Origin of the sequence: Mediterranea sp. An20 (assembly GCF_002160055.1) — a bacterium.
GTDB lineage: Bacteria > Bacteroidota > Bacteroidia > Bacteroidales > Bacteroidaceae > Bacteroides > Bacteroides avicola.
The window spans coordinates 29,247-50,932 of sequence record NZ_NFJV01000016.1 but is presented as its reverse complement, the minus strand read 5'-3'; the positions used below and the strand labels follow the sequence as shown (position 1 = coordinate 50,932).

The 21,686-nt window shown below is 47.6% G+C and carries 16 protein-coding genes; 9 read left to right on the top strand and 7 right to left on the bottom strand.

The features are described from left to right. Positions 1–5 precede the first annotated feature (5 nt). Positions 6–2,354 (top strand): penicillin-binding protein 1C, encoded by a 2,349-nt coding sequence (gene pbpC, locus B5F34_RS10525; RefSeq protein ID WP_087338486.1) that lies wholly within the window; start codon positions 6–8, stop codon positions 2,352–2,354. A gap of 394 nt (positions 2,355–2,748) precedes the next feature. Next, positions 2,749–4,740: a glucosamine-6-phosphate deaminase gene (locus B5F34_RS10520; RefSeq protein ID WP_087338484.1), complete on the top strand. Its 1,992-nt coding sequence runs from the start codon at positions 2,749–2,751 to the stop codon at positions 4,738–4,740. 152 nt (positions 4,741–4,892) lie between these two features. Here the strand turns inward: B5F34_RS10520 and B5F34_RS10515 are convergent, their stop codons facing one another. From B5F34_RS10515 to B5F34_RS10500, 4 genes are all read right to left on the bottom strand, one after another. Then, positions 4,893–5,108 carry a sulfurtransferase TusA family protein gene (locus tag B5F34_RS10515; protein WP_087338482.1) on the bottom strand — a complete coding sequence of 72 codons (216 nt, stop codon included), beginning with the start codon at positions 5,106–5,108 and terminating at the stop codon, positions 4,893–4,895. After that, positions 5,095–5,439: a hypothetical protein gene (locus B5F34_RS10510; RefSeq protein ID WP_087338573.1), complete on the bottom strand. Its 345-nt coding sequence runs from the start codon at positions 5,437–5,439 to the stop codon at positions 5,095–5,097. Before B5F34_RS10510 ends, B5F34_RS10515 begins: the two co-directional genes overlap by 14 nt. Before the next feature lie 253 nt (positions 5,440–5,692). Next, entirely contained in the window at positions 5,693–7,975 is a 2,283-nt protein-coding gene (locus B5F34_RS10505) for a HAMP domain-containing sensor histidine kinase (RefSeq protein ID WP_087338478.1), read from the bottom strand. Between the two features lie 174 nt (positions 7,976–8,149). Further along, entirely contained in the window at positions 8,150–8,641 is a 492-nt protein-coding gene (locus B5F34_RS10500) for a DUF3836 domain-containing protein (RefSeq protein WP_255376964.1), read from the bottom strand. A gap of 345 nt (positions 8,642–8,986) precedes the next feature. On the opposite strand from B5F34_RS10500, the gene B5F34_RS10495 reads away from it, so the two are divergent. The 4 genes from B5F34_RS10495 to nrdG all read left to right on the top strand — a co-directional run bounded on the left by B5F34_RS10495 (position 8,987) and on the right by nrdG (position 13,817). Further along, entirely contained in the window at positions 8,987–9,538 is a 552-nt protein-coding gene (locus B5F34_RS10495) for a 30S ribosomal protein S16 (protein WP_087338472.1), read from the top strand. Positions 9,539–9,658: 120 nt separating this feature from the next. Beyond that, the gene (locus B5F34_RS10490; protein ID WP_087338468.1) at positions 9,659–10,756 is read left to right on the top strand and encodes a TlpA disulfide reductase family protein; all 1,098 of its coding nucleotides are present in this window, start codon (positions 9,659–9,661) and stop codon (positions 10,754–10,756) included. Between the two features lie 307 nt (positions 10,757–11,063). Next, complete coding sequence (locus tag B5F34_RS10485) at positions 11,064–13,271, top strand: anaerobic ribonucleoside triphosphate reductase (protein WP_087338568.1); 2,208 nt, start codon at positions 11,064–11,066, stop codon at positions 13,269–13,271. Positions 13,272–13,280: 9 nt separating this feature from the next. Then, positions 13,281–13,817 (top strand): anaerobic ribonucleoside-triphosphate reductase activating protein, encoded by a 537-nt coding sequence (gene nrdG, locus B5F34_RS10480; protein ID WP_087338465.1) that lies wholly within the window; start codon positions 13,281–13,283, stop codon positions 13,815–13,817. Here nrdG and B5F34_RS10475 read toward each other — a convergent pair. Continuing rightward, positions 13,753–15,123, bottom strand: coding sequence for an MATE family efflux transporter (locus B5F34_RS10475; RefSeq protein WP_087338461.1), 1,371 nt, complete (start codon positions 15,121–15,123; stop codon positions 13,753–13,755). The genes nrdG and B5F34_RS10475 overlap by 65 nt on opposite strands. A gap of 254 nt (positions 15,124–15,377) precedes the next feature. Between B5F34_RS10475 and B5F34_RS10470 the strand changes: the two genes are divergently transcribed. The 3 genes from B5F34_RS10470 (at position 15,378) to B5F34_RS10460 (ending at position 18,912) form a co-directional block, all read left to right on the top strand. Continuing rightward, positions 15,378–15,770, top strand: a complete 393-nt coding sequence (locus B5F34_RS10470; RefSeq protein ID WP_087338457.1) for a DUF1573 domain-containing protein — start codon at positions 15,378–15,380, stop codon at positions 15,768–15,770. Positions 15,771–15,903: 133 nt separating this feature from the next. Continuing rightward, entirely contained in the window at positions 15,904–17,898 is a 1,995-nt protein-coding gene (locus B5F34_RS10465; RefSeq protein WP_087338564.1) for an oligopeptide transporter, OPT family, read from the top strand. Positions 17,899–18,120: 222 nt separating this feature from the next. Beyond that, a complete protein-coding gene (locus B5F34_RS10460) occupies positions 18,121–18,912 on the top strand; it encodes an N-acetylmuramoyl-L-alanine amidase-like domain-containing protein (protein WP_087338561.1) in 792 nt (263 codons plus the stop codon). Positions 18,913–19,058: 146 nt separating this feature from the next. Here the strand turns inward: B5F34_RS10460 and B5F34_RS10455 are convergent, their stop codons facing one another. Both B5F34_RS10455 and B5F34_RS10450 read right to left on the bottom strand, forming a co-directional pair. Further along, positions 19,059–20,687: a DUF3352 domain-containing protein gene (locus tag B5F34_RS10455; RefSeq protein ID WP_087338558.1), complete on the bottom strand. Its 1,629-nt coding sequence runs from the start codon at positions 20,685–20,687 to the stop codon at positions 19,059–19,061. Positions 20,688–20,803: 116 nt separating this feature from the next. Continuing rightward, positions 20,804–21,571: an MBL fold metallo-hydrolase gene (locus tag B5F34_RS10450; RefSeq protein WP_087338454.1), complete on the bottom strand. Its 768-nt coding sequence runs from the start codon at positions 21,569–21,571 to the stop codon at positions 20,804–20,806. Positions 21,572–21,686 lie beyond the last annotated feature (115 nt).

Here is a 21,686-nt window from a genome sequence, read left to right as displayed (position 1 = left end):
CCATCATGTCGATACGCACACAACTACAGAGGATATACCCAAGCTTAACCCGACTTTCTCTTTTCCAGAAAGTCGGGTTAGCAAGTTTGGTAATGGTGCTGACTGCCTACGCCTGTTGTCTGCCCCGTACTCTGTTCCAGGTCCCATACTCTACAGTTGTAACTGACTGTCACGAAGAATTGCTGGGAGCGCGTATCGCCGCAGACGGACAATGGCGCTTTCCTCCGTGCGACAGCGTGCCCGAAAAATTCACCCGCTGCCTTCTTGCTTTCGAAGACCAGTATTTCTATTATCACCCCGGAGTCAATCCGTTGTCCATTCTGCGTGCCGCCTGGCAGAATCTGAAGCATCACCGGATTATAAGCGGCGGCAGCACACTGACTATGCAAACCATCCGGCTTTCCAGAAACCGCCCACGCACCTGGCATGAGAAACTGATAGAAATCATCATGGCCACCCGGTTGGAACTGCGCTATTCCAAACAAGAGATACTTGCCCTGTACGCCTCACACGCTCCGTTTGGAGGAAACGTAGTCGGACTGGAAGCTGCATCGTGGCGTTATTTCTCTCACCCGGCCTCTGAATTGTCATGGGCAGAAGCTGCCACACTGGCTGTACTCCCCAATGCACCATCGGACATACATCCGGGCAAAGGTCAGGAAGCCTTGCTGCGCAAACGTAACCGCGTATTGAAAATGCTGCTGCAACAGGGATACCTCACTTCCTCGGCCTATGAACTGGCTTTGGACGAGCCTTTGCCCGTTGCCCCCAAACCCTTACCATCCATAGCGCCACACTTGGTAAACCGTCTCAGCACACAGCGTCCCGGACTGCGTTCCGTTTCGTCTATAGATAAGTCCTTGCAAATTCAGATAGAGAACCTGGCCGAACGCCGAAGCCGTGAGTTTCAGCAAAACGACATCCGGAATTTGGCTATCATAGTCATCGACTTACACACCAGCCAACCGGTAGCCTATGTAGGAAACACTGGCTATGGAGGAACCAACAGTGGCAATCAGGTAGATATAATCTTCGCGCCACGCAGCACGGGAAGCATTCTGAAACCTTTTCTCTATTATGCAGCTCTTCAGGAAGGATTGATACTGCCTCATACATTGCTGCCGGATATTCCCGTCAATATCAACGGCTTTACTCCTCAAAATTTCAACCGACAGTTTGAAGGCGCTGTACCGGCCGATGAGGCATTAGCCCGCTCGCTCAATATCCCGGCAGTTAATCTGCTCAGAGAATACGGCGTACCTAAATTCTACAATTTCCTGCACGAAGTCGGCATACATACCCTCGACAAGCCTGCTTCCCACTACGGTCTGTCACTTATATTGGGTGGAGCAGAAGCCACGCTATGGGATGTAACCTGCGCTTACGTGCAAATGGGACGCACACTTTTAAACCTCCCCCCCTCTTCGTGCAGTTTATTGAAAAATCCCTCCATGCAGACCGGAAATTCCCGCGGACCATTTCAGGCAGGTGGCGTATGGCAAATATTCAACGCGCTTACTGAGGTCAACCGCCCGGAAGAAATCGACTGGAAATCGATACCTTCCATACGTCCGGTAGCCTGGAAGACAGGCACCAGCTATGGTTTCCGCGATGCCTGGGCCGTAGGAGTTACTCCCCGATATGCCGTAGGCGTATGGGTAGGCAATGCTACGGGCGAAGGCAAGCCCGGGCTGGTAGGAGCCCGCACCGCAGGACCGGTTTTATTTGATGTGCTCAACCTGCTTCCTGCAGCTTCACAATGGTTCCCCTATCCGTCCGGCGCATTGACAGATGCCGAAATCTGTCGCCAGTCCGGACATTTGAAAAGTCGCTTTTGCCAGGAGACAGACACCATGCAGATTCTGCCAGCCGGAAGAAGGACAGAAGTCTGCCCTTACCACCATCCGGTCTTGCTTACTGCCGACCGCAGACACCGCGTATATGAAAACAGTCTCTCCAACGTTCCCGCCATAGATACTTCCTGGTTTTCGTTGCCCCCTGTATGGGAATGGTTCTATACGAAACATCACCCGGAGTACAAACCGCTCCCTCCTTTCGTATCCGATTCCGGTGAAGACAACTATCCGACTTTGCAGTTCATCTATCCCACCATGAATGCACATATTACCCTGCCACACCTGCTGGACGGCAGTTTAGGCTTCCTGACCGCAGAACTGGCACACAGGCATCCAGGCACCACTGTATTCTGGCATCTTGACCAAACCTACCTGACCCAGACAACCGATTTCCACCAGATTTCGCTTCAGCCCACCGAAGGAAAGCATACGCTGACAGCCGTAGACGGAGAAGGCAACAGCACCTCTGTCACCTTCTATATCCGCTCAAGGGAGTGATTCGACCTTTTCACGATGCTACAGAAATATCTGTCAGACGGCGGTTCCAACAACAAGCCTTTTTACCCAGACATCCAAGCAATAAGAAGCGAACTGCTAAGCTATAAGCAGCAGACTTCTTATCGCCAAGAAGCAACCTACTGATTATCACATAGGATATACAACAGATGTCAGGCGGTTGCCTGACATGGCAATGTTTCACTCAGTAACCCCTCTGGCCGTAATGGGAAACCTCAAGAAAGCTGTCCCCGGTATCCCCTCTCCGACTCCTTTCCTCCTCTTTTTGAAGTTTTAAGAAAAAATACCCGGCTTACAGCATACACTTTGACGGGAAAGTCGCTAAATTTGTACAGGGGAAATAATCTTATCAATTTATTAATTAATACCTTTCATTATGAAGACCAACTTAAGTTCCCAAATTACACTCAACCGGGTATCTCCCAGATACTACCGGCCTGAAAATGCGTTCGAGCGCTCAGTACTTACCCGTTTGGAAAAGATACCCACGGACATTTATGAAACGCCGGAAGAAGGCGCCAACCAGATAGCACTGGAAATCGCCCAACTCATCCGCGAAAAGCAAAAAGCAGGTCGTTTCTGTGTCTTGGCCTTGGCAGGTGGAAACTCTCCGCGCAATGTCTATGCTGACCTTGTACGAATCCATCGGGAAGAAGGACTCAGCTTCCGCAACGTAATCATATTCAATTTATATGAATACTATCCGCTGGCACCCGATGCCGCTACCAGCAACCTCAACGCATTGAAGGAAATGCTGCTGGATCATGTGGACATCGACAAACAGAATATCTTCAGCCCAGACAGTACCATAGCCAAAGACGCCATCTTTGACTACTGCCGCTTGTATGAACAACGTATCGAAAGTTTCGGCGGACTGGACTTTGCCCTTGTAGGCATAGGACGTGTAGGCAACATCGGATTCAATGAACCCGGTTCGCGCATGAATTCCACAACGCGACTTATCCTGATGGACAATGCTTCACGAAACGAAGCCTCGAAAATATTCGGAACCTTAGACAATACCCCCATCAGTGCCATCACGATGGGCGTATCCACTATTCTCTCGGCCAAGAAAGTCTATCTGATAGCTTGGGGAGAAGAAAAAGCCTCGCAAATAAAAGCTTGTGTGGAAGGACCGGTGACAGACACACTGCCTGCCTCCTTCTTACAAACACACAACAACACCCATGTGGTTATCGACCTCTCGGCTGCATCCAACCTCACACGCATACAGCGTCCGTGGCTGGTTACATCGTGCGAGTGGAACGACAAGCTCATCCGTAGCGCCATCGTCTGGCTGTGCCAACTGACGGGCAAACCTATCTTAAAACTGACCAACAAAGATTACAACGAAAACGGATTGAGTGAGTTGCTGGCTCTTTACGGTTCTGCATACAATGTAAATATCAAAATCTTCAACGACCTGCAGCATACCATTACCGGCTGGCCAGGTGGAAAACCGAATGCCGACGACACCTATCGGCCAGAACGTGCCAAACCATACCCCAAGCGCATCATTGTATTTTCTCCTCATCCCGACGATGATGTCATCTCCATGGGTGGTACCATCCGTCGACTGGTAGAGCAGAAGCACGATGTGCATATTGCTTACGAAACATCCGGCAATATAGCCGTGGGCGATGAAGAGGTGGTGCGCTTCCTGCACTTTATCAATGGCTTCAACCAACTGTTCAATAACAGCGGCGACGAAGTGATTAACCAGAAATATGCCGAAATACGCAAATACCTCCGCGAAAAGAAAGACGGAGACATGGATACACGCGACATACTGACTATCAAAGGACTGATTCGCCGCGGCGAAGCGCGTACTGCCTGCACATACAACAACATTCCTTTGGATCACTGTCACTTCCTCGACCTTCCGTTCTATGAAACCGGCAAGATTCAGAAGAATCCGTTGGGAGAGGCTGACGTAGAAATCATCCGCAACTTGTTGCGCGAAGTTCAACCCCATCAGATATTCGTGGCTGGCGATTTGGCCGACCCACACGGCACGCACCGTGTCTGCACAGATGCGGTATTTGCTGCCATCGACCTGGAGAAAGAAGAAGGTGCTGAATGGCTGAAAGACTGCCGTATCTGGATGTACCGCGGCGCATGGGCAGAATGGGAAATCGAGAACATAGAAATGGCGGTACCCATCAGCCCGGAAGAACTGCGAGCTAAACGTAATGCTATCCTGAAACACCAGAGCCAGATGGAAAGCGCACCTTTCTTAGGCAATGACGAACGCTTGTTCTGGCAACGAAGCGAAGACCGCAACCGGGGCACAGCTATCTTGTATGACCAGTTGGGACTTGCTTCTTATGAAGCTATGGAAGCATTCGTAGAATACATTCCCTTGTAATTGTCACCCAGGCAGCAGCAGGCAGGACACTGCCTGACTGCTGCCGGACATCTTACTCATAAAAATCGGGTGATGCGGACAACTTCAAGCAAGTAAACCGCACCACCCGATTCGTTTTTTCCGGCTTTGTGCCTTACAGGCACCTCCCACCCTCAACGGATAAACTGCAAAATCATTTTTTCCTCATCATAAATCTCCCTGAAACCGATTTTCTGTTCAGCCAGGAATTCTTTCAAGTCATTGAAAGCCGAAGCGTCATTCAGTATAATCTCCACCTGCTCGCCTTTCGCAGCCTCACAGATAGCTTGTACAGCCGGAATAAGCGGACTATACGGCCATTGTTGGCAAACGGTATCAACGGTCTTCATAGCTTTCTTCCTCCTCCTCGTCGTCTGTATCTGGCTCAGAAAGCCACTGCAGATAAAGTTTAACAAGTTGTTGCAGCCCAAAAGCCTTCATGTTAGCATGGTAAATCACGTCAATACACAAGTCCAGCAAATCCTTGCAGTTCTCTTCCTGCGATGCGATAAGCGAACGAGTATTCAATTTCAATTTATCCAACACAACCTCATCTACAATACCGTTGCTGTCTATCAGATGACGGAACAATCCGTATTTCTCAATAGTTGCCAAATTCTCCTCGGATACTACAATGTTGCGAGTACCACTCGGATTTGCTTGTATGGAATACGTTTTCATTTTAATAATCATTTATAGTTATATACAGCAAAGATAAGCTTTTTAAAGACAGCCCCCACAAGAAACAATGTTAATCTGTGTAATCTTCACAAAATTCACCTGGGGCAAGTCGGCAGAATACACTTGGCAAACAAGAGGTAAGCGATTCAATTCGTTCAAAGATATTGAAGCGGTTCAAACTATCTACGCCCGACATGGATACCTCTTATATAAGAGAAACATTGATAAGCCTTTCACAAAGGAAACCACATTGTCAGGATGCCACCGATGCCTGATGAGATGATAATTCTATCCGAAACTCGCTGTAACTTCGCCCGTCACTCAGTACCGATACGGTGCCGCCATGTGCACGCACGACCTGCCACACGAAGTTCAGCCCCAATCCGAAGCCGGAAGCTCCCGTAGCACGACTGCCTGAAACCACGCGTTCAAATTTGCCGAAGATGCGCCGGCGGTCGCGCGGAGAGATACCGATGCCATTATCACGCACGCTCAGATATACATTTCCATTCGTCCGGACAGCAGAAAGACAGATATGTACGGATTCGCGTGAATATTTCAAGGCATTGTCTACCAGATTGGAAAGCACTTCGCGCATACAGAAGGCATCGGCCGTAATATGGAAATCGGTAGGACAATCTATGGAAAAGGTCACGGGTTTGGTGGCTTTCAGACTGAACTTGGCGGCAAGGTCCTCCAACAAGGGACGAAGCGCAATATCTGTCTGATGCAACTGAAGTTCGCCACGTTCTAATTGTGTCAGCATAACCACGCGGGCGGAAAGTGACAGCAGATGGTCGCACTCGTCGTTCATGGCTGTAAGCAGGCGGCTGGCTTTCTCCGAAGCAGGGTCTATCCGGCCACTCGCCATGATCTGGGCACCCATCAGCACAGACCGGAAAGGCGACTTCATATCATGAATCATGGCATAGGTAAAATCACGGCGGAACTGCTCCAGCTGCCGCTGCCGACGGGCAATGCGCCACTGGATATAGATACAGAAAACAGTAAAGAAGAACATCAGCCCAAGAGACAGAAAAAGATACCAGTCTGTGCCGACTACGTAGGACAAAGAGAACGGTACCACACCCTGCATCCATTCCGTACGGTCGTTGCGGGTGCTGACCGACGGCGTAACAATGCTGCTCCAATGGGAAGAAAGGCTGTCACCATCCGAGTGAAAGAAATGAAGATGCCCGGCAGGCAGTTTTTCTCTGTGCAGACGGACTTTGAAAAGAGAGTCCATACACTGGCGGTCAAGAGGAATGTAAGGCTCTCCCATGCTGACAAAATAATACTGATTGGTATAAGCCCTGCGTACACGGGCATTCTCATTCATATACAGACCACCTTGCTTGACATAAGCATAGCCCGTGTGTATGTGCGGTCCCTGCGGATTGCCGACCGAATCGTTTTCAAACCAATAAATGCCAAGTAGCGAATCCAGCTGCATAGCCGGATAAGCCGTACTTCCGGTCAGCCTACTGGTAGGTCTGCCCTGTGCCGACAGCTGTTGGTGCAGTCGGTCATACCGCTGTCGACTTTCCGACACGAAAGCTTCTTCAAAAGCTACTTGCGTCTGATGCAATACCTCATGCCAGCGTTCTGCATAGAAAAAAAATCCCCAAAGAACTGTCAGCAGAAAGATGCCGCAAATAGCCATGCCCGACCAAAGCAACGGTCTGAAAACACGGCGTTTGTTGATACGGACATTTTCTTGTTTGGCATGTGTCAAGGTGGTTTCAACGGAAGCTAACAGCTTCTTGACCATTTCGTAAACCGGCATCCAACGGGCAGAGACCATATCTGATTTTACCTGGCATATCGGCGCTTCCAGCTCTTTGGCTTGCCTATAAAACTCTGCCCGTTGACAAGCGATGTTAATCTGCTGTCGCTGCAGGCTACGGACGCGCAAAAAGAAGCCAATAATAATCAAGACACTGAGACACCTGATAACCACAGTGGCCCAGAATTGCCGACTGAACAGGTTGCCCTGCCTGAGCGAGAATATAACTTGTCCTTCTACAACAATGCCTTTATCCTTATTTAAATAAGCCTTATCAGAGACAAACTCCATGTCAAGAAAGCCTTGTCTGGGATACGCAGGCAGCATTTGCAGTATCGTGTCGGCTTGAACGTCGGATATACGGAGATATACTTTACCATCCACACCGTCACTACGCAAATCTCTCTCCAAATTCATCAGTAAGGTATCCAAGGGGATTTCCGTATCGTATACTTCCTGCAGGATGGCAGCTGTCTGCTGCGATGTGTAAAAGCTGAAATCCTCCTCTTCCGGTGTTTCACCCGGGTTGACAGGCATATAAATAATGTGTGTCATCGTGCCTTCAGGCAAAGAAAGATTATTGACCTGATCATCTACTGTACGGTCAAACGCCTTTTTGAAGCAGGCATTCAGAGTCGTTTCCGTCTTTGCCCGAATCGTTCCCATGGCGTAGCCGAAATATATCTGTTGCAAGATGGAAATCAGCAACACCACTATCACCGAAAGCACAACAATATTTTTCAGTTTCATCCTTCTGCTCTATCGCTTTTTACATTGGAAAGGTGCAAAAATAAAGATTCATCACATAACACCCAAATAGCGTACCATCTTTTTATGGATGCCCGTTAAGCTCTCTCCACAGGGCTCTCTCCACAGGGCTCTCTCCACAGAAGAATGAGTCTTTCGCAAGCCACAAAGCCTTCTCTACCTGTCGGCCATCAGCATGGCTTCCACTTCATGCTCGCCAGTCATCTGCCAAACATTGTGCCTGACATCGTATTCATACGCCTGATAAGTCAGACCGAAAGCATCGGCAGCATAAACGGCTTTCTCGCGTACATCGGTATAAGCCTCGTCAGATTTGCTCCACAAAGCCAGTTCCACCGAAACAGTGTCATCCGCCGTATATGTATAATGCAAGGCGTAGCTCGGCAGGTAATCTTCAGAGACAGCATCCCAGCGCAAGATTTCCTTGCAAAGCAAACGCTGAGAATCATCGTAGATGTAGCGGTACTTCAGATGATGATACAAGTACAAGCCATCTTCGCTCACCTTATAGACGTATTCCGTAGTAACACCCGTACTGTCAGTATCGGAATTGTAGGCGAAACGTTGCGAAGAATTAGCAGCGGAAACAGAGTTCAACATACCGGCAGCTGCCATAACGAGAGAAATAACTAAAGTTTTCATAACGATTAATGTTTTAATGAGTCATTTGTAATTTTGGTTTCTTGTTATTCTTTGTCTTTCCGACACTGCAAAGATAGAGAGAGTCGCAAAGGCAGCAGGTTAAGGTTGTGTTATCATTAGGTTAACGACCAGAAATCGTGTCCCTACACATTAGCAGCCTCAAGTTAAGGGTTACGACGCTCAAAGTCACAGTTACAGTCATAAACCTGAGGTTAGCAGCCAAAGTGTCTTTTCTCGACAAAATATATTCTACGCTTTTTGGCTGATTGAAAGAAAATCATTACCTTTGCGCCCGCTATTACGAGTTAGTAGCATTATTCAAATCATTAACTAAATACTATTTTTTATCCAATGGCAACAAAAATCAGATTGCAAAGACATGGACGCAAAAGCTACGCTTTCTACTCCATCGTAATTGCCGACGCAAAAGCACCACGTGATGGTCGTTTTATTGAAAAGATTGGTACCTACAACCCCAACACCAATCCTGCCACAGTAGATTTGAACTTTGACCGTGCATTGAAATGGGTGATGACGGGAGCTCAGCCCACTGACACGGTTCGGAACATTCTTTCCCGCGAAGGTGTCTATATGAAGAAACACCTGTTGGGAGGCGTTGCAAAAGGCGCTTTCGGTGAAGCTGAAGCCGAAACTAAATTCCAGGCTTGGAAGAACAACAAGCAGAACGGTTTGGCTGCCCTGAAAGCTAAAGACGAAGAGGCTAAGAAAGAAATAGCTAAAGCACGTCTGGAAGCCGAAAAGAAAGTAAACGAAGAAAAGGCTAAAGCCTTGGCTGAAAAGAAAGCTGCAGAAGAAGCAGCCAAAGCTGCTGCCGAAGCACCTGCTACGGAAGAAGGTGCTGAGGGTGCTGAGGCGCCTGCTGCCGAAAATGCTGCCGAATAAAAACGGTGCATCATTAAAAAATGGGATTAAAACTATAAAATCCTCTTCGCCTATGGTGAAGGGGATTTTTTATTGCTATCTTTGCAACCGTAAAAATCACCAACTTAAAAAGGAATAATAATGAAAAAGTTTACTTACTTACTGGCTACCGCAGCTTTACTGGCTGCATGTAGCGGGAACCAAGGTTACACAGTGAAAGGCAGCGTAGAAGGCGCAGCAGACGGAGATACCGTCTACATGCAAGCACGCGAAGGACGCCAACTGGTAAAACTGGACTCTGCCGTAATTACCAACGGAGAATTTCAGTTTAAAGGTACTAAAGCTGACTCTCTGGCAGATGTACGTTACCTGACTTACAAATCTGGAGAAAACAGCTTGGCTATGGACTTCTTCTTAGAAAACGGAAATATCCAGATCCATTTGTCGACAAATGACGATGCAGCAACCGGAACTCCAACGAATGATGCCTATCAGGTCATCCGTGCTCAAGTGAATGAGTTGACCAAACAAATGTCTGCCATCTACAAGAGCTTGTCAGATTCCACGCTGACTGACGAACAGCGCGAAGAAGCCAGCAAGAACATTGAGGCGACGGAAGAAAAAATGATGGGCGTTATGAAAGAAGGTATCACTAACAACATCACAAACGCAGCTGGCATCTATCTGCTAAAGCAAAACTTCTACTACATGGACGTGGAAGACCTTGACCCGCTGATGGCACAAATCCCGGCAGCATACGCCAACGACGAAACCATCATCCGCATCAAAGACAATGTAGAAAAGATGAAAGCTACGGCCGTAGGACAGAAATTCACCGACTTTGAAATGCAGACTCCGGACGGAAAGGCGGTAAAACTGTCGGATTATGTAGGTAAAGGCAAGGTTACACTCATTGACTTCTGGGCCAGCTGGTGTGGTCCCTGCCGCCGCGAAATGCCCAATCTGGTAGAAGCTTACAAGAAATATAAGAACAAAGGTTTTGAGATTGTCGGTGTTTCTCTGGACCGTGACGCCGAGGCATGGAAAAACGGCATCAAACAATTGAAAATCACATGGCCGCAAATGTCCGACCTGAAATATTGGGATTGCGAAGGTGCCAAACTCTATGCCGTAAGCAGCATTCCCCACACCGTTCTGGTAGATGGCGAAGGCACCATCCTGGCACGCGGTCTGCATGGAGAAGAACTGCAAGAAAAGATTGCCGAAGCACTGAAATAACAGAATACGTTACTTGTTACCCAAAGAATCCGCATCTTAACCGGTGCGGATTTTTTCTATATATACCATCCATATAGCAGATATTATTCCCATCTAACAGCACAACAAATATTCCATAACAGACAAATATAATAATACGACGTAAACAAAAGTTTTCCAAAACTGATAAACAACTAATTGATTAGCAAATAAGAAACGATATTTAACAGACAAAAAGTTATCTAAAATAGAAAACATACAATTAATTCAAATAACTTTGCAGCTGCAATCTCAACAAGAACTCATACAATTCAAAAAGATTATTTCTATGATACAAACAGTTATTAAACGTGACGGACGCATCGTAGGATTCAACGAAGAAAAGATTTCTACAGCTATACGCAAAGCCATGCTACACACAGATAAAGGAGAAGACCATGCCCTTATCCGCCAGATTACAGACCGCATAGCCTTCAAAGGAAAAACACAAATGACAGTAGAGGAAATACAGGATCAGGTGGAACTGGAACTAATGGAAAGCAGCCGCAAGGATGTAGCTCAGAAATACATTGCCTACCGCAATCAACGCAGCATAGCCCGCAAAGCCAAGACACGGGATGTGTTTTTGGAAATCATTAACATAAAGTCGAATGACATCACCCGGGAGAACGCCAACATGAATGCTGACACTCCTGCCGGCATGATGATGAAATTTGCCAGCGAAACCACTAAGCCTTTTGTGGACGACTATTTGCTGAGCGAAGAAGTAAAACAGGCAGTAACACACAACTACCTGCATATACATGATAAAGATTATTATCCGACCAAAAGCCTAACTTGTGTACAACATCCGCTGGACAAGATTCTAAGGCAAGGATTCTCCGCCGGTCATGGCGAGTCACGTCCTGCCAAACGAATTGAAACTGCCAGTGTGTTGGCTTGCATCTCGCTGGAAACCGCCCAGAACGAAATGCATGGTGGACAAGCCATACCTGCTTTTGATTTTTACCTGGCACCTTATGTGCGCCAAAGCTACATAGAAGAAGTCAAAAAGCTGGAAGAACTTTATGGGCAAGACCTCTCACAGCTGTATCAGCAGGAAATAGACGACTACCTGGTCCGCAACCTGGACGGACTAACTGGACAGGAACGCCTGAAACAGCATGCAATTAATCAGACCGTTGCCCGTGTACATCAAGCCATGGAAGCTTTCATCCACAATATGAATACCATTCACTCACGAGGAGGCAATCAGGTGGTATTCAGCTCCATCAACTATGGCACAGACACTTCGGCTGAGGGACGGTGCGTTATCCGCGAACTATTGAACAGTACCTACCGGGGCGTAGGAAATGGAGAAACTGCTATTTTCCCTATTCAGATATGGAAAAAGAAACGCGGTATCAGCTACCTGCCGGAAGACAGGAATTATGACCTTTACAAACTGGCCTGCCAAGTTACCGCACGCCGCTTCTTCCCAAACTTCCTGAACTTAGATGCGACATTTAACCAAAGTGAAGACTGGCAGGCCAACGACCCGCACCGCTACCTGCATGAAGTAGCTACAATGGGGTGTCGCACCCGCGTATTCGAGAATCGCTTCGGACCTAAAACCTCTATAAGCCGGGGCAACTTGTCATTCTCTACCATCAATATCGTTCGACTGGCCATTGAATGTATGGATATTCCTGACAAAGATTCACGTATCACCCGCTTTTTTGAGCGACTGCACGACATGCTGGAAATCACCGCCCTCCAGTTGCATGAGCGAATGGAATTTCAAAAAACAGCCCGGGCAAAACAATTTCCTCTGCTGATGTCAACCTTATGGACCGGATGCGAAGGACTGACTCCCAACGATTCCATCGAATCGGTTATCAATCAAGGAACCTTAGGCATCGGATTCATCGGTTTGGCAGAGTGTCTGGTTGCCCTCATCGGTAAGCATCATGGAGAATCAGAGGAAGCGCAACAATTAGGATTGCGCATCGTGACGTATATGCGCGACAGCGCCAATCAATTCTCAGAACGCTACCAACACAACTACAGCATTCTGGCTACACCGGCAGAGGGACTGTCTGGCAAATTCACCCGCATAGACCGCAAGCAGTTCGGCATTCTGCCCGGCATTACCGACCGGGAATATTACACGAACTCCAACCATGTACCGGTATATTACAAATGCAGTGCACGCCACAAGGCCGAGATTGAAGCCCCCTACCACGACCTTACACGGGGAGGGCATATCTTCTATGTAGAGATAGACGGTGATGCTACCCATAACCCCGAAGCCATTATGCGTATTGTAGATATGATGGATTACTATAACATAGGATACGGCTCAGTAAACCATAACCGTAACCGCTGCATGGATTGTGGCTATGAAAATGCAGCCTCGCAAATGGATGTTTGCCCGCAATGCGGAAGCAAGCATATTGACCGGCTGCAACGCATCACCGGATACCTGGTCGGAACAACTGACCGGTGGAACAGAGCTAAACTGGCAGAGCTGAACGACCGCACTCTGCACAACTGATAAACTCTCATGCAGCTTTACATCCTTGACATCATAGAAGACACCACGGTGGACGGGCCTGGCCTGCGCACTACCATCTATGCCGCAGGCTGCCCGCATCACTGTCCCGGGTGTCACAATCCGCAGTCGTGGAATCAGGCAAATGGGCACCTGATGGATACGGACGACATCCTACGACGCATTTTAGACGACCCATTTGCTGATGTAACTTTCAGCGGAGGGGATCCCCTGATGCAACCCGAAGGCTTCGGCGAACTGGCAAGAGAAATCCGCCGGGAAAGCCGTAAAAACATTTGGTGTTACACAGGATATAATTTTGAAAGCATCCTGCAGAATCCACGGCAAGCAGCCCTGCTCCCCTACCTTGACGTACTGGTAGATGGCAAGTTCATACAATCCCTTCGCAACGAAAGTCTGCATTTCCGAGGGAGCAGCAACCAACGGATTATTAATGTACCCGCCTCGCTGGACGCGCAAAAAGCTATTGAATTGGCTCCATTTCCTTACGCTTCATTTCAGCCAGCACTCCACACGTCAAAGGGATAGCCAATACGAAAGTAAACATATCAGACACCGCCTGACACATTTCCACTCCCTGCAGACCCAGGAAATGAGGAAGAATAAAAATGAGAGGTACAAAGAACAATCCCTGACGTGCCGAAGAAAGAACTGTGGCTCGCACTGGTTTACGGATAGTCTGAAGCATCATGTTGCTCACAATAATCCAAGCGCCTAACGGATAAGTAACCAGCTGCCAACGCAAGGCAGCCGCTCCTGTAGCCACTACTGCAGGGTCTCCCTTCCGGAAAAGCTCTACCACTTGCTCGGCATACCCAAAACAAGCCACTGCAAAAACAAGCAAAAACACAAAGCCTACCTTTACGCAAAACCAGAACCCCTGTCGGACACGGGCATAAAGTCCTGCCCCGTAGTTAAAGCCGCACACTGGCTGAAAGCCTTGTCCAAAACCTATAAGGAATGAATTGATAAACATGCCAATACGCGACACAATGCTCATGCCAGCAATAGCCGCGTCACCATACACACCGGCAGCCAGATTAAGCAGCATGGTAGAAACACTGGCCAACCCCTGACGGGCCAGCGACGGGGTCCCTCCCCCGACAATTTCTTTGATAAATGAAAAGGTGGGTGTAAAATTGCGGAAACGGATACGGATATTCCCCCCGCGCCTAACCATGAAAAGCAGCAAAATAAAACTGCATAACTGGCTGATGGCTGTGGCCCAGGCTGCGCCCGAAATACCCATATCCAAACCAAAAATCAAAAGAGGATCCAGTACCACATTAATCACCGCCCCCGACACGATGCCCACCATCGCATAAGCTGCATTACCTTGAAAACGCATCTGATTGTTCAGTACCAACGAGGCTGTCATAAAGGGAGCACCAAGAAGGATAACTCCTAAATAGCGCTCTGTATAGGGCAAAATCGTAGGCGTAGAACCCAACAAGATCGAAAGCGGAGTAAGAAACATAAGCCCTACTACCGACAACAGCAATCCGAAAAAGAATGCCAGAAAGAAACCTGTGGCTGCCATTTTCTCTGCATTGGCAGTATCCTGCGCGCCCAAGCGGCGGGAAATGTAATTGCCTGACCCATGACCAAAGAAAAATCCGATAGCTTGTACAATAGTCATGAACGAAAACACCACTCCTACCGCCGCCGTGGATTGGGTATTGATTTTACCCACAAAATATGTGTCTGCCATATTATAAAAAGAAGTCACCAGCATACTGATAATAGTAGGTACGGCCAGCGACATGACAAGCCGGTGCACAGGCTCGGTGGTCAGATGTACAAAATTCTCTTGGGTGGTATGGGCGTGTTTCATAATTCAAATGTGAAGAAATAATCCTACTTATTGTTACAAGCCGATGCTGCAAAAAATGAGTATGGGCATCTGCGGGAGTAACAGCCTGCGCTGCTATATCCGTCATGCAAAGGTAGCTCAAAAGTTGCAAATATGTCCTCGCCACCTGCCATAAATAAGTCGAATTAATACAATTTCGCACGCACCTGCCCCATATCTGTCAGAAAAGACGTATCTTTGTGGCCATTGATTTACAAAAAATAAGGAAAAGAAAAATGAAAAAGACCATTCTCTGCCTGATGCTCTTCCTATTGGCCGGCATCAGCTATGCTTCGGCACAAAGCAAAGCAGAAATCAAGTTCGACAAAACGACTCATGATTTCGGCACATTCTCTGAAGAAAAACCGATTGTATCGTGCACTTTCACGTTTACCAACGTAGGCAATGCTCCCTTAGTCATCCACCAGGCCATCGCTTCATGCGGATGCACAGTGCCTGAATATACCCAGGAGCCTGTATTGCCCGGCAAAACTGGCACAGTGAAAGTGACTTATAACGGTACCGGACGTTATCCGGGGCATTTCCGCAAATCCATTACCCTGCGCACCAATGCTGAAACAGAAATGCTGAGGCTATACATCGAAGGAGACATGGAAGAAAAGAAGTGAAGAGTGACAACTACCCTCACGTCATATATCATAGAGAGAAAGAATAACAGAAGTAATCGTCAATCCTTATGAAAAAACCTCCCGTTGTCTTTGGAGAAGAAAGGCAATGGAGGAAACTTTTTTAATTACCTTTATGGAACAACAATCTGAACCCATTACCGGCTTGCCGGAAAATGCATTCCGGGAATTGAAACCGGGAGAAGTGTACAACCCGCTGATGAGTCCGAACAAAACTTACCCCGAAGTCAACCTCTGGTCTGTGTTGTGGGGCGTTTGTATGGCTGTTCTTTTCTCGGCCGCAGCAGCCTACCTGGGGCTGAAGGTCGGCCAAGTGTTTGAGGCAGCTATCCCCATAGCCATTATAGCCGTGGGATTATCTACGGCAGCCAAGCGCAAAAATTCGCTGGGAGAGAATGTCATCATCCAGTCCATCGGTGCTTCATCGGGCGTTATTGTCGCCGGCGCCATCTTCACCCTACCGGCGTTATACATCTTGCAGGAACGCTACCCCGAGGAGGTGACCGTCACTTTTGCACAGGTATTCATCAGTTCCTTATTGGGTGGTATACTGGGCATCTTGTTTCTCATCCCTTTCCGCAAATATTTTGTAAGTGACATGCATGGCAAATATCCCTTCCCCGAAGCCACTGCCACGACACAGATTCTGGTATCCGGACAGAAAGGAGGCGACCAGGCCAAGCCTCTGCTCACGGCTGGACTGATTGGCGGATTATACGACTTTATTACGGCAACTTTCGGCTTGTGGAACGAAAACTTCACGACCCGCGTCTGCCAGTTGGGCGAAACACTGGCAGACAAAGCCAAACTGGTATTCAAAGTCAATACGGGTGCTGCAGTCTTGGGATTGGGTTATATCGTTGGACTGAAATATGCTGCCATTATCTGCTTCGGGTCACTGTTCGTGTGGTGGATACTGATTCCCGGCCTTTCACTGATATGTGGCGACATGGTACTGAACCAATGGAACCCGGAAATCACACAGACCATGGCTGCCATGAGTCCGGAAGAGATTTTCAACAATTATGCCAAAAGCATCGGCATCGGCGGTATAGCCATGGCGGGTATCCTGGGCATCATCAAATCATGGGGTATCATTAAGAGTGCCGTCGGACTGGCTGCCAAAGAGTTGAAAGGCAAGTCGGATGCGGAAGCACAAATGATGCGCACCCAACGCGACCTTTCCATGAAGTTCATTGCCATAGGTTCCATCATCACCCTCATTCTGGTAGTGCTGTTTTTCTATTTCGATGTCATGCAAGGCAATGTGCTTCACACCATAGTCGCTATTCTACTGGTGGCTGGCATCGCCTTTCTCTTCACTACTGTGGCTGCCAATGCCATTGCCATTGTTGGCACCAACCCAGTTTCCGGCATGACGCTTATGACACTTATCCTGGCCTCCGTAGTCATGGTAGCTGTAGGCTTGAAAGGTCCGGGCGGCATGGTAGCGGCACTGGTCATGGGAGGTGTGGTATGTACGGCACTCTCTATGGCAGGCGGTTTCATCACCGACCTGAAAATAGGTTATTGGCTAGGAACCACTCCCGCCAAGCAGGAAACATGGAAATTTTTAGGCACCATCGTATCGGCAGCTACCGTAGGAGGAGTGATGATTATCCTGAACAAGACCTATGGATTCACCAGCGGCGACCTGGCAGCTCCCCAAGCCAACGCCATGGCAGCAGTCATCGAACCGCTGATGAGTGGCATTTCGGCTCCATGGCTGCTCTATGGCATCGGAGCCGTACTGGCCATCGTGCTCAACTTCTGCAAAATCCCGGCCTTAGCCTTTGCCTTGGGCATGTTTATCCCGTTGGAACTCAACATTCCGCTATTGGTTGGAGGAGCCATTAACTGGTATGTCACTACCCGCTCCAAAGACAAAGAACTGAATGCTTTGCGTGGCGAACGCGGAACATTGCTTGCCTCAGGTTTCATTGCAGGAGGAGCCTTGATGGGAGTAGTAAGTGCCGGACTGCGCTTTGCTGAGTTCAACTGGATTAACGAAGCCTGGCTGGCCAATTCGTGGTCGCAGGCAGTAGCCTTGCTGGCCTATATACTGCTGATTACTTATTTCATAAAGGCTTGCCTGAAAGTGAAACAATGAATTATGCGCGACTGAAGTGATATAAACTTTCTGCCTCTTTCAGAAGAAGCATACTGCCCATATACAAGAAGCATACTACCAATGTATTAGAAGTAGGGTGCCAATATATAAGCTGCAAACCTGAAAGAGCCGGTACATCTGTTGCGGATTCTGTAGAGAAGAAAGTTTAAATCATTTCAACCCATATCAGTAACCCATTATAATAACGAAACAATAAAGATGATGAAAACAATGAAAAAACTTATGATTGCGGCTTGTTGTACCATGGCTGTTTCTTTAGCAGCACAGGCACAAACCGCCGATGAAGACCGCATGCTGACCAATGCCATCAAATACTTGGACATTCCCTATGCAGCCCACACCTTGGATTTGGACGGTCCGGAAGAACTTACCCTGAATTGTGACGAGGTAGATTGCAATACACTGGTGGAATATGTATTGGCCGAATCGCTCTGCCCTATTATCAACGGAGACGTTTCCGAAACGACCTTTGCTGAAAAAATACAGATGATCCGCTACCGCGATGGTCAGGTAAACGGCTATACGTCTCGCTTGCACTATATCACCGAATGGATTGACAACGGTGTACAACACGGATTCTTAGAAGACATTACCGACAAGAAAAGCTCTGATACCCAAACAATTCAGTTGTCATACATGAGCACGCATCCGCAAGAGTACAAGCAATTGGCCAATTCTCCGGAAAACGTACAGAAGATGCGCCAGATAGAAAAACGCCTCTCCGGACAAACCGTACACTACCTGCCCAAGGACAAACTGCCTTACAATGGCCTGGCGTGGATAAAGAATGGAGACATCATTGCCATCACCACCAATACTCCCGGACTGGACATAGCCCACATGGGTATCGCGTTCTATGCCGATGGCAAGTTGACATTGATACATGCCTCATCTGTAGAAGGAAAGGTGGTAGCTTCTAACATTACTCTCGCCCAGATGCTCAAGGAACATAAGAACTGGACGGGCATACGGGTAGTAAGGATGAAGAAATAAACTGCACAGGCAAAACTGACGCAGCCAGACAACAAGAAAAACAACGCAGCCCCCAAAGGTGTAGAAATACATCTGCGGGGGCTGTGTGTTGTTTAAACTAAAAAGCTGAAGACGGACATATATTCTTTATGTCTCAGGACACCGTATCAATAAAGCAATGTCACATTCGGGTAGACTTCTCCTTCTGCACAAGTAAACTGCAATGCCAGAAAGAAATGACTGAAAAAGTCAAAGTGACGTAAAAAGAATGTCGGTATAAAGCTATGGTAACGGGAAGGTACTTCAGACAGCCTGTTCAAATCGGTTATCAACAAAAAGCCATAGGAAGAAGCTAAGGTATTGGTAATATCCCCATAGAAAGGAACATCCACCAACAAATCTTTCTTCTCCATTGCATTGATATAGGCAGACAGACTTAAAGCATCAGCTGCCACCAACAAACGGTCGCGATAGAAACAAGCATAGGAATGGGAGGAAGCTGTGTCCAGTCCTGTCAACCGCACAAAAAGCGTGTTGCGGGGCAACAAATATTTACGGTAAGACTGCGAACAAGGATAGCGTGCATAATCCGGATTGAAGACCGGGGCCTGGGGAGCCTCTTTCTCGCGCGGAGTAGCATGCAACCAGGAAAAGAAACGCTGTTTGGCCTTGGCTTCGTCAAGCAAGGGAATAATGACTACCGCGCAAGGCTCACGCTCTGACAATTCCTCCGGACGGAAAACGCATGATATTGCTTGGGAATCTGCACAATCCTGCAAGTAAGCTAACCATTCCCTATCACGATCGGCCATATATGGAGAGTAAGGCGCAGAGAGATAATCCTGCGAAGCCGTAAAAGACCACAAACTTTGTTTGTCTGTCATAGACCAGCACTCATACAGCAAGGTAGAAGCAGGCAGGTAGTCACCCGCATAACCCGAAATATTCTGCTGCTTACGCAAAGTATTAACAAAACTGTGGCGGATGCTGTCGCTCTCATAGCTGACACCCAAACAATATACCGCAGTGTCCGCTACTTTCAGATTGAATGCCATCCACTCTCCCAAGTTAAGTCTGGAACTAACAGCACCAGACTCAAGCCCCATAGGCACAGCTCCCATACGAACATAAAGTGTAGAAACAACGTTGCGCTGCTTGCTGGCATACATTTGCTGGAACGAATCATCTTGCATCAACGCTTTCTTCTTATGCCGGGCATCAATGACCTGCTCTAATAACCTTTTCTGAAAACTAAGCGCCAGGAAGTCTTTGGTAAGATACATAGCTAAGAAATGTCCGTTACGTAAAGGATAGATACGAATGACCTCACCTTGATATTCAAAAGATTTGACCGGAAACGAAGAAGGAGCATACTGACCGACAAAGGTCTGTATGCGCTGATAATCTCCTGCGCCCAGAGCACAATAGAGAACCTCATCCGAAGAGGTTGCGGGATGGTGGAAACTTATGAGAACTTTGTTCATCTGTTTACTTAACGCATGAGGAGACTCTTGCACCCATGTGTCAAGGAAAGTCCTGATACATCCCAATAATTCGGACAACTGAAAGTGATATCCGTCCTTACTGCTCTCCATCTCATCGACAGACTCCAGCAATTCCATCATCCGGTCTGTTTCAAATACAGCTACTGCATCCTGCGGAACCAACGTATACAAATCAAAATCCTGCCGCTGTTCCACCGAATTCAAGCGCATAAAAGAATAAAGAGCTACCCCTGTACACAGAAGCACAACGGACGCCACTACAACAACCTTTATAGAAAGTGACAACTTCATAACATCCATTTGGTTTCTTGGGCAAAAATAGCTTTTTTCACTAATAAAACAAAATGAATGTTTAAAAAAAGACAAAAAAAGAGGAGCTTAATACAAAAAAACTCCTTAGACACCCATTAAATACAAATTTCCAAGCCATCAAAAGCAAAATGCACATGCGGAGGCAAGGTCTGTTCTATCTCAGCATGCAATCCTGCATGATGACTCATGTGCACCAGATAAGTTTCACGGGCACCGATACGGGCTGCAACTGCCAAAGCTTCAGATATGCTCTGGTGGGTAGGATGAGGATTGGGACGAAGTGCATTTATAACCAATACTTCTACGTCCTGCAAGCATTCATAAGAAACTTCAGGCATAGTCAACATATCTGTTATATACCCCAACCTGCCTCCGATGCGATACCCAAGAATAGGCAGTCGTCCATGCATTACACGAAAAGGGACAACCTCTGTCTGTCGGATATAAAACGATTGCCCCGGAATAACCTCCTGCAAAAAAATACGTGGTACACCAGGATAACTCTGATTGACCAGACAATAAGGCATCCGCTGACGTAAATCATCGCCCGTATAAGCTTCTGCATATAAAGGAATCTCTCCAAAACGGCAAAAAGGACGCAAATCGTCCAAACCACCTACGTGATCATAATGTTCATGGGTGATGAGAACTCCGTCGATTTTACGGAAATCCACCAGACGAAGCATCTGTTCTCTAAAATCAGGGCCACAGTCCACCAGAATAGTAGCGTCATCATCCGTACGAATCCACGCTGATGTACGCAAGCGTTTGTCACGCACATCTGCAGACCGACAAACCGGACAAGTACACCCAATCTCCGGCACCCCGGTGGAAGTTCCACTTCCTAATATAGTCACTTGCATAACAAAAATACGAATCACAGAGTTATGCGCTTCTGTGTCTCCTGCATTTCAATCAATGCTTACACTAACCCTTATTAAAATGCATGATTTCACAACCGCACAGTATAAACAAGCC